Below are 8,580 nucleotides of genomic sequence, written 5' to 3' on the forward strand. Positions count from 1 at the left end.
AACTATGAAATATATTAGTTTAGCGTTGATTCTGGCGCTTTCTACGGTTTCTTACCAGGCTGTGGCGCACGATAAAGATGCAGAGGCTGCATCTATCATGGAGACACCTGAAAACACCCTTGAAGCCTATAGGAGCGCTATAGAAAGTCTCGATGATACAAATATGCCGCGCCGCTTCACTCAAGATGCGCTGGTGTTTGAAAATGGAAAAGCGGAGGGCAGATTCGGAAATTATCTTGCCCATCATCTCGGCCCTGAACTCAAAGAGTTTGAGAGCTTTACATTCAGTAATGAGACGATCGATATATCTGTGATAGGTGAAACGGCAATTGCCTCGGAAACCTATACATATACGATAGTGCTGAAGGATGGCCGGACCATCGAGAGGCTAGGCGTTGCCACTGCGGTTCTCGTAAAACGAGACGAAAGCTGGAAAATTGCACAATATCATTCATCTTCCCGCACGCCTAAGAAATAGCTTGGCTTCGGCGAAGGTGTGGGCCCAGAACCCGCATGGTTCGAAAGCATAATAGATTTGACTTCGAATTTCCGACACAAGCAAGGAGAAGCTAAAATGAGCAGCTATACGCGCTTTATCGCTATGATTTTGACATCAACTCTGGCGATGTTTGGACTGATGTATCTCAACACATACGCGCTTGAGCATGTCTATTTCAGCGAGACACGCACGTGGATGGCTCTTTATATGGGCGCAGCAATGGCAATCATAATGCTGATCTTCATGCTTGGAATGTATCAGGATAAGCGCAAGAATTTCATGATCCTAGGCGGCGCAGCTCTAATTTTTACCGGTTCGTTATTTCTCGTTAGGTCGCAGGACACGATTTCCGATCAGGCTTGGCAAAAAGCGATGATACCCCATCACAGCATTGCCATACTGACGAGTGAGCGCGCCAATATCGAGGACAAGCGGGTGCGCGATTTGGCCGATGGCATTATCAAGGCGCAGCGCAAGGAGATCAAAGAAATGGAATGGCTGATCAAAGATATTGATCAAAATGGCAAGGCCACCACCGACACAGAAGCTGCGACGAGGCCCGTCCCCAAATTCGAAGGTGCACTTAATCCGAGTGACAAACGTTAGCGCTTGAGTATGCGGAAGACCCGCTCCTTTTGAATCTCCCGCCAAAATCGAGCGAAGCGCGTCTGCCGAAATGCAGTTGCTAATAGTCTGGAAGCCCCATTAAATCATGCGCCAATGTGCCAGAATATATTCTACCCTTTTATCCGTTCTGGCTTTGATCGCCATTTGCTCACCGATCGCCGCGCAGACGAAGAAGGCTGAAGTTGAAACGCTGTGGCGATTGCTGGATTATATTGCGGTCGATTATCCCGGCGCAGTCGATAAAGGTAAAGTGATAAACGAAGCAGAATATTCCGAGATGGAGGAGTTTTCGGGAACGGTTGTTGACGGATTGGCGAAACTGCCACCAAAACCGAGCCGTGCCGCGCTGATTGTAAAAAGTAACGAGCTCAATACAGCCATTGACAACAAAGTATCTCCAGAATTGGTGGCGCGGCAAGCACGTTTGCTGGCAACCGATCTGCTCCGCAGCTATCCTGTTCCACTTGCCCCCAAAACTGCACCGAATGTGCAAAACGGCAAACAGCTATATGCTCAAAATTGTGCCAGTTGCCACGGCATGTCCGGTAATGGACAAGGGCCGGATGCAGGGCAGCTCGACCCCGCTCCAATAGCATTTACCGATGCAGAGCGAGCAAGAGAACGCAGCCTGTTCGCACTTTATCAGGTTATTGGTCAGGGGCTTGATGGGACAGCGATGCAGAGTTTTGCTGGCTTACCTGCCGAGGACCGTTGGGATATGGCCGCATATGCGGGCAGCTTTGCGTTCAAGGAGACATCCAAGGGGCAAGAGCTCTGGAAGAAGGATGCGTCAGTTCGCGCTCTGTTTCCCGATCTCGCAGCTCTGGTAAGCATGACGCCAGCCAATCTTGGAAAGCAGATCGGAACAGAAAAAGCAGACGCGGTGATGGCATTCCTGCGGACGAATCCAGAAGTCATTGGTGCTACTGCTACATCCACCGGCTCGCTGGCGCTATCGCGGACCAAATTAAAGGAAAGTCTCACAGCATATCGGGCGGGCAGAAAAGACAAGGCAGAAACTCTAGCGTTATCTGCGTATCTTGACGGCTTTGAACCTCTGGAACCTGCGCTGGCCTCTCGCGACCCCACTTTGCTAAAAGCAATTGAGCGCGCGATGGCCCGCGTCCGCGCTGCTATCGGTGATGACCTTCCTGTAGCAGAGGTGGAGAGCCGGATCGGCGCTCTTGATAGGCTGTTCTCGGAGGCGGAGACCGCTCTGGACGCCGATCAGGCTAGCCAAGCATCTGCTTTCGTCGGAGCCTTTACAATATTGCTGCGCGAAGGGCTGGAGGCGCTGCTGATTGTGGTGGCTATGATTGCGTTTCTGCGCAAGGCCGAGCGCCCAGAAGTCATGCCTTATGTGCATGGAGGCTGGATTACGGCGCTTCTAGCGGGCGGTATTACATGGTTCGCTGCCACCTATCTCATAGGTATCAGCGGCGCGAGCCGTGAACTGACTGAGGGCTTTGGTTCGCTATTTGCGGCAGTCATCCTGCTTTTTGTTGGTTTGTGGATGCACGGCAAGTCGCGCGCCGATGAATGGCAACGCTATATCGGTGAAACAATGAGCAAAGCATTGTCGCGAGGGTCGGCATGGTTTCTCTTTGGCCTGGCTTTTATTGTCGTTTACCGCGAAGTCTTTGAGACCATCCTGTTTTTTGCCGCGCTCTGGACTGCGGACAATGGTATGACCATTCTAGCTGGGTCGGGAGCCGCGATACTTTTGCTCTCGGTCATTGCCTGGGCCATGTTACGATACAGCCGGAAGCTACCGATAGGTAGGTTCTTCGCTTATAGCTCAGCGTTAATGATCGTTCTTACTGTGATTCTCACCGGCAAGGGAATTGCGGCGTTGCAGGAGGCTGGCCTGATGAGCGTGACCCCGCTTCCATATTTTCCGCAAATTTCGATGCTAGGAATTTTCCCTGCGGTTCAGTCTCTTATCGCCCAAGTTTTGGTAATTGCAGTCATAGCAGCGGGGTATTGGTACAATGTCCGTTTAAAATACATACAGGATTACAGTATATCTGATCAAAATGAATTTTGATAAACGAAATGGAGCTGCCAGACCCCTATATAGCCCGTATCTGCGCCGAGCTTGGCGGGGTTGTTCTGGCGGCTTACCTGTTTTTACCTTACCAACCATGACGTCACAGACTTACGGGCTGATTGGCGGCCTTGCCGTTGGCTGGATTTTGGGTCAGGTTATTGAATTCCTATTGATCCGCTTCCGTAGGTAACCTTGTAACATCGAGTGACTGTTGGGACATACTTCACATGCGATTATAGCTTTTCTCTGAGCGCTTCATAGGGTGTTTTTCCTTTGAATGCGCCGTGGGGTCTGTGGAAGTTATAGAAGCGCTCCCATTCATTGAGTTTGGCTTCCAGATCGACATCTCCTTTATAGGTTAGCAGCTGGTAAAACTCTTGCTGGTCCGAGCGGTGGGATCGTTCAACTTTGCCATTGAGCTGCGGTGTGCCCCGTTTGATAAAGGCGGCGGGCCATCTTCAGAGCAAGCGCGATGGGCGAAGGCGGCAAAAGCAAATCATGATAAGTTAAGCAATTACAGAATTTTTCCTACATTGCTGGGCGCGATGGGATATGGGAAGAGATATATTGAAGAAGTCTACGGCTTCGACTTGTCGTCGAATGAGCCCGATCCCTTCACATTCAACGTCAATTTTAACGCGCGCCTCGGCGGTGACCCGATTTGGATGCACATTCCATTGGGCAAAATCGCGCGCCCACCGCTATCGGATTTTTCGAAAAAGGCGGATTTGCCTGATCAATAAGATCGCATATCTTTATTTGCTTTTGTAAGTTAAGCTGAACTCGCGATTGATGCCGGTGTATTAGTAGAAAGCGCTCCCAATCTGGCCGACCAAAGCGCCAACTAGTTCTTTTTTCTATACACTTCACTTTGTCACGCTCTTGTGCGACACTGAAGTATAGCAAGATCCGGCTAATCGGGATAACAAGGGGAGTGGGGCTATGTCCTATCCGGATTTACCGGCAAATGTAAAAACAATGGCGGCATCTACGCAAATGCGGTGGCGTCACCGATACTGGCATTTGGTGAAGAATGAGGGATTTGTAAAAAACCCCGCCAATATCGATATCGTACAAGCTCTGGCTGATATTGGCTGGACAGCGGCATTGACCGGTGAGCCTGGTAGCGGTCTTGATTTCCTTTATATGCACCGGCAGATGATCCACCATGTGGATATGATGCTTAGCAACGCCAATGATCCTAATTGGGGAAAAGTTGAAGGGTGGAGCAATATTCCAGCTATGCCGGATGATCCGGACTGGCCGGAGCCGCAGATTCCCAATATCGATAATCCTACTGCCTGGCCGGAAAATATCCGAGACACGATTGAAGCCATAGCTGGTGCGCGTAGCGCTGAGGCACTGACTACAAATATGGGCTATGCGACAACCTTGCGCGATCCGGCATTCCTTACACGCCCTGATATCACCTTGGATAAATATGGCGAGCTAATTGAAATTACCGTGCATAACTGGATGCACATGAGGTTTGCCGCATCGCCGCCTGCAGACTTTGAGGATGAAAGCACCGCAAATGACTGGCTCGGCGCACCGTTTTCAAGCCATGTGAACAAATATTTCTGGAAATTACATGGCTGGATCGATGATTGTATAGGGCTCTGGGAAATAGAAAATGAGAAACAAGCTGATTTTTCTTCGGCATGGCGCGCACCTGAAGAAGCGCCGCCGTGGGATGATTTGCTACCGACACCTGCAGCTGAAATGGCAATTAGAAAGTCTAAAGCGCCATTATTTGGACCACTGCAGCCTTTTGCTGCGTCACCCAGCGCAATTAAAAGTGCACAGCAGGTCATCGAAAGCCATAAGAAGTAAAAGTCAATATTTTCAATAATATAAGACATAATAATGATTCTTGCGGAGCTGGCCCTACGCCGCCTTCTTGAAAAGCAACATGCCGCTCGGTACTGCAGGGCGGGGAGCGGGCTGGCCTACCTGCTAGATTGCCAATTCACCTACGACACTGCGCGGCCGTGATTTGGACCAAAACAGCGGTTACTGGGGCATGAGTGTTGGCGAGCTTTAATTAAAATTCTAATGGAATTTGATTGAGGAATTGCGGCTTTATAAATAGTAGAATATCTTGCATATGTCCATAAATATGGCTATATAAGAACCATAAGTATCGACATAAATAAGGACGCCGCATGGCTCATGCACATAAAGACGCACGTAAAAAAACTGGTAAGACAGGCAGTTGGGCCACGCGTTCCGCAAGCAGCGGTAAGTTTATGGCTAGCTTTGTCACTAAAGGTGGCAAAGTTGATATTGAGCAAGTCAGCCGCACTTTTAAAATGTCTAAAGTTCAGTTAGCCGAAACTGCCGGTCTGGGTAAAACCACAGTAACAAAAGTGGAAAGGCGCGAAAGCCCGAAAGCGCAATCCCGTATGACAGAAATGCTTGAAATATTAGTGCGCGTGCGCGGTTGGGCAGGTAGCGAAGCACAGGCAATGGCATGGTATCGCGCAGAGCCCATTCCAGCCTTGGACGGAAGGACCGCCGAGGCTTTGGTTAAATCAGGCCAAGCAAATGCTGTTCGGGAATATCTCGATCATCTCGCTCTGGGTGGTTTTGCTTGAATTTTGTAGGGCGGTGTTACCGTGCCCATGATCCGTTTTGGTCTTTCAAGCCAATATCGGGAGACGGCGCTGCTATGCGTGGCGGACGATTTAACAGGAAAGGTCAGCCGGCGCTTTATTTAGCCCTCGATTCTGTAACCGCACTGATTGAATGTTCCCAGGGATTTTCTGGACGTTTATCGCCCATCACTTTGTGTGAATATGATGTTGAATGCGAAAATATCGCGGACCTTAGAACCACCAAAGACCAAAAAGCGCTGTCTGTAGATTTTGCAGATCTGGATTGCGCTTGGCTAACTATCCAGCTTGCTGGAAAAACCGCGCCGTCACAAAAGATCGCAAATGATATGGCAGCAGCCGGTTATGACGGCATGCTTGTTCCAAGCTTTGCACCTGATGCAAAAAAGGATAGTTCAAATTTGATCTTGTGGAACTGGGGACCGAAATTGCCACATAAAGTTGAAGTTTACGATCCTTCTGGAAGATTACCGAAAAACCAACTTTCGTGGGATTAGGGTTATTCTCGCTCGATATACCAAAAATCCAATATAACTTAACATAATCTTTGTTATCAACCTTAGTGATCGCTGGCTATCACCTGCCCTTTAAGTGCAAATCGCGACGTTAAATGACCCGGTCAATGTGCCGGCCTCGCAACAAGTTCGAATGGCTGTCCATCTGATGGTTCGCCCGTCTCGATCGGTATCCCGAAAGATTCGTCATCGTCAGCCTCAACGCCCATCTCATTTTCCAGAAAAGCCCGATATCTGGCGCGGTGCGTATCATTCATGATCCAGACCAGTCGTTCGCGCGGGACATTCGGTGCCTCCACAACGGCATCGGTCATTGCCCGGTGATAGTCATACGTCATACTGCCTCCGTTCGAACCGCGTCTATCATCGCGCCAATTCGGTGGAAAGCAAATACTTCGAAGGGGCGTCAGACTATGCTTTACTGCAGATTGCTCTATCTCGTTTGCGTACGCTCTAAAATATTAAAGGGTGTGGACAAATGTCCATTATTTTGGTAAAAGCGGTCAAAAGGACGCAACATGCTTAACATTATTCCCTCTGGAACGTCAAAAAAACCCGCTCCTATGGGCGGCGATTATGGCCCGGCCGAAATTGAAGCCATGCAGCGTGCCATCATAAATCTATTTTCGAAGTGGGCCGTCAAAGATGCTGACGCCGCGATCATTCTGGGCGGCATATCAAAAAAGACCTTACGGCGCTGGAGAGATGGCGACTATGGCAGGGTAAACCGGGATATGGCTGACCGGATGTCAAACCTTCTTGGTATTCATAAAGCTCTACGGGTTATATTTTCCGACCCTCAGCGCGGCTATAGCTGGATTAACAACCCGAATAAGGCTTTCGGCGACCAGTCTGCGCTAGATGTTCTGCGGCTCGGCGGTATGGAAGATGTTGTCCGCATCAGACGCTATTTGGATTCTGTTCGCGGCGGATGGTAGACGCCGCAATCGCGCATATCTCATGGCCGAAGACACACCGCTTGGTGATGTCTCAATTCCCTCCCATCGATTTGTTCGACGATATTGCTGATCCACGAGATTGGGAAACATTGGCGAGTGCACAATCGCGAACCAATCCACGTATCTATGAGGAAATTGGTGATCTGTCTCTAGTGCCGGTTGATCGCAGATTGGCTGGCGATGGTGCGTCCTGGGTCATGGCCGCATTTACACATATATCACCTGACCGGGCTTCACGGTTCAGCGACGGAACTTTTGGAGTATATTATGCTGGCGACTGTCTCGAAACGGCTTTGCGCGAACACACGTTTCATGTGGAGCGATTTTATAGAGATGCGGTGATGGAACCTGGTTGGATTTCAAAAGTCCGCCAACTTGTAGGAACCGTCGATACTGATCTTGTAGACCTCCGCGATCCGGGTAATGAGCATCTGCTCAACCCGGATATTGCTACTTATCCAATCTCTCAAACATTTGCTAAAGAACAGAAGTTGTTGGAGCGCGATGGTCTTATTTACCCTAGTTTGCGTCACGATGGCGGACAGTGCATCGCAATTTTCTTTCCCGACGCTGTAACCCCACCACTTCAGGCGGAGCATTTTCGATATCATTGGAACGGTACACGCGTTGACTTCGTTCAGGCTCTTTCTGGGGACCGGGAAATTCTGGAATTGGTCTAATATATCTCAAATCCAGAAAATCTCCGCTATGGTCTATAACCGTGACCAAATGCAGTAACAAAAAAATTCAGAGGTTTTTCGGGTCACAAAATGATTAGGATAATGAACGATCAATCAGGGTAGGATTAAAAGAGTGGATGAAGAAAATACGGAAGCAGTTGAGTTATATCATCCACCCTTTGTAGTCCGTGCTCTCGACTGGATAGAAGGTATATCCTCCGAACAGCTTATTGCCGCTGCGCAGATCAAGGATCAAAATAAGAGTGGCTTCATTCCCCCAGCTGCGCTGGTTCGAATTATTCGTCGATTTAGGACTGACGGTAAGCTGGAGCTCAGTGATCGTCTCGTAGCAATACTGATCACGAATGCTTATGATTATGTCAGGAGGGTTTCAGCGGGGTTTGAAGTTGGAGATAGAGAGGACGTGATCCAGGAAACCATGCAAACGTTTCTTACCGAACTGGCCGAGAATGACGGTATTGATTGGTGGGAGGTGACATTTCACCGGGAGTTGCGACGCCGCGCCAGCGATGCCTATGCACGTTTAATTGGCCGTCACTGACGTGACCCCCAACGTTCATCCATTTGCGATTAGAGTCTCGGCATCGTTATTGCGCGACTGCGCGGGTGAAGCA

11 protein-coding genes and 1 pseudogene are annotated in these 8,580 nt (G+C 49.4%); 10 read left to right on the forward strand and 2 right to left on the reverse strand.

What is annotated here, in order from left to right; all coding sequences use genetic code 11:
- Positions 1-4 precede the first annotated feature (4 nt).
- The 3 genes from V7650_RS17400 to V7650_RS17410 all read left to right on the forward strand — a co-directional run bounded on the left by V7650_RS17400 (position 5) and on the right by V7650_RS17410 (position 3,173).
- Complete coding sequence (locus V7650_RS17400) at positions 5-478, forward strand: nuclear transport factor 2 family protein (RefSeq protein WP_335657482.1); 474 nt, start codon at positions 5-7, stop codon at positions 476-478.
- Between the two features lie 96 nt (positions 479-574).
- Positions 575-1,105 (forward strand): DUF305 domain-containing protein, encoded by a 531-nt coding sequence (locus V7650_RS17405; RefSeq protein WP_335657483.1) that lies wholly within the window; start codon positions 575-577, stop codon positions 1,103-1,105.
- 106 nt (positions 1,106-1,211) lie between these two features.
- Positions 1,212-3,173, forward strand: coding sequence for a cytochrome c/FTR1 family iron permease (locus tag V7650_RS17410; protein WP_335657484.1), 1,962 nt, complete (start codon positions 1,212-1,214; stop codon positions 3,171-3,173).
- A gap of 236 nt (positions 3,174-3,409) precedes the next feature.
- On the opposite strand, the pseudogene V7650_RS17415 reads toward V7650_RS17410, so the two are convergent.
- Positions 3,410-3,622 (reverse strand): annotated as a pseudogene (locus tag V7650_RS17415) (integrase core domain-containing protein); the annotation flags it as partial.
- Here V7650_RS17415 and V7650_RS17420 point away from each other — a divergent pair.
- The 4 genes from V7650_RS17420 to V7650_RS17435 all read left to right on the forward strand — a co-directional run bounded on the left by V7650_RS17420 (position 3,554) and on the right by V7650_RS17435 (position 6,288).
- Complete coding sequence (locus V7650_RS17420) at positions 3,554-3,919, forward strand: hypothetical protein (protein ID WP_335657485.1); 366 nt, start codon at positions 3,554-3,556, stop codon at positions 3,917-3,919. The pseudogene V7650_RS17415 and the gene V7650_RS17420 sit on opposite strands and share 69 nt — an antisense overlap.
- Before the next feature lie 199 nt (positions 3,920-4,118).
- A complete protein-coding gene (locus V7650_RS17425; protein ID WP_335657486.1) occupies positions 4,119-5,009 on the forward strand; it encodes a hypothetical protein in 891 nt (296 codons plus the stop codon).
- A 332-nt stretch (positions 5,010-5,341) separates the two neighbouring features.
- Positions 5,342-5,773: an MbcA/ParS/Xre antitoxin family protein gene (locus V7650_RS17430; RefSeq protein WP_335657487.1), complete on the forward strand. Its 432-nt coding sequence runs from the start codon at positions 5,342-5,344 to the stop codon at positions 5,771-5,773.
- On the forward strand, positions 5,770-6,288 hold the full coding sequence (locus V7650_RS17435) for an RES family NAD+ phosphorylase (RefSeq protein WP_066743810.1): 519 nt from the start codon (positions 5,770-5,772) through the stop codon (positions 6,286-6,288). The genes V7650_RS17430 and V7650_RS17435 overlap by 4 nt, the downstream gene beginning before the upstream one ends.
- Before the next feature lie 122 nt (positions 6,289-6,410).
- On the opposite strand, the gene V7650_RS17440 is transcribed toward V7650_RS17435, so the two are convergent.
- Positions 6,411-6,644, reverse strand: coding sequence for a hypothetical protein (locus V7650_RS17440; RefSeq protein WP_335657488.1), 234 nt, complete (start codon positions 6,642-6,644; stop codon positions 6,411-6,413).
- 180 nt (positions 6,645-6,824) lie between these two features.
- On the opposite strand from V7650_RS17440, the gene V7650_RS17445 reads away from it, so the two are divergent.
- The 3 genes from V7650_RS17445 to V7650_RS17455 all read left to right on the forward strand — a co-directional run bounded on the left by V7650_RS17445 (position 6,825) and on the right by V7650_RS17455 (position 8,507).
- Positions 6,825-7,244: an antitoxin Xre/MbcA/ParS toxin-binding domain-containing protein gene (locus tag V7650_RS17445; protein ID WP_335657489.1), complete on the forward strand. Its 420-nt coding sequence runs from the start codon at positions 6,825-6,827 to the stop codon at positions 7,242-7,244.
- A gap of 47 nt (positions 7,245-7,291) precedes the next feature.
- Positions 7,292-7,945 (forward strand): RES family NAD+ phosphorylase, encoded by a 654-nt coding sequence (locus V7650_RS17450; RefSeq protein WP_335657492.1) that lies wholly within the window; start codon positions 7,292-7,294, stop codon positions 7,943-7,945.
- 133 nt (positions 7,946-8,078) lie between these two features.
- Positions 8,079-8,507, forward strand: a complete 429-nt coding sequence (locus V7650_RS17455) for a hypothetical protein (RefSeq protein ID WP_335657490.1) — start codon at positions 8,079-8,081, stop codon at positions 8,505-8,507.
- Positions 8,508-8,580: the final 73 nt, after the last annotated feature.

It is taken from the genome of Parasphingorhabdus sp. (genome assembly GCF_036964565.1).
In the GTDB taxonomy this organism is placed as follows: Bacteria; Pseudomonadota; Alphaproteobacteria; order Sphingomonadales; family Sphingomonadaceae; genus Parasphingorhabdus.

Excerpts from the sequence above, each read along its gene's own strand:
- V7650_RS17410 (WP_335657484.1), top strand. The coding sequence starts at position 1,212 with ATGCGCCAATGTGCCAGAATATATTCTACCCTTTTATCCGTTCTGGCT.
- V7650_RS17430 (WP_335657487.1), top strand. The coding sequence starts at position 5,342 with ATGGCTCATGCACATAAAGACGCACGTAAAAAAACTGGTAAGACAGGC.
- V7650_RS17400 (WP_335657482.1), top strand. The coding sequence starts at position 5 with ATGAAATATATTAGTTTAGCGTTGATTCTGGCGCTTTCTACGGTTTCT.
- V7650_RS17425 (WP_335657486.1), top strand. The coding sequence starts at position 4,119 with ATGTCCTATCCGGATTTACCGGCAAATGTAAAAACAATGGCGGCATCT.
- V7650_RS17405 (WP_335657483.1), top strand. The coding sequence starts at position 575 with ATGAGCAGCTATACGCGCTTTATCGCTATGATTTTGACATCAACTCTG.
- V7650_RS17445 (WP_335657489.1), top strand. The coding sequence starts at position 6,825 with ATGCTTAACATTATTCCCTCTGGAACGTCAAAAAAACCCGCTCCTATG.
- V7650_RS17440 (WP_335657488.1), bottom strand. The coding sequence starts at position 6,644 with ATGACGTATGACTATCACCGGGCAATGACCGATGCCGTTGTGGAGGCA.
- V7650_RS17450 (WP_335657492.1), top strand. The coding sequence starts at position 7,292 with ATGTCTCAATTCCCTCCCATCGATTTGTTCGACGATATTGCTGATCCA.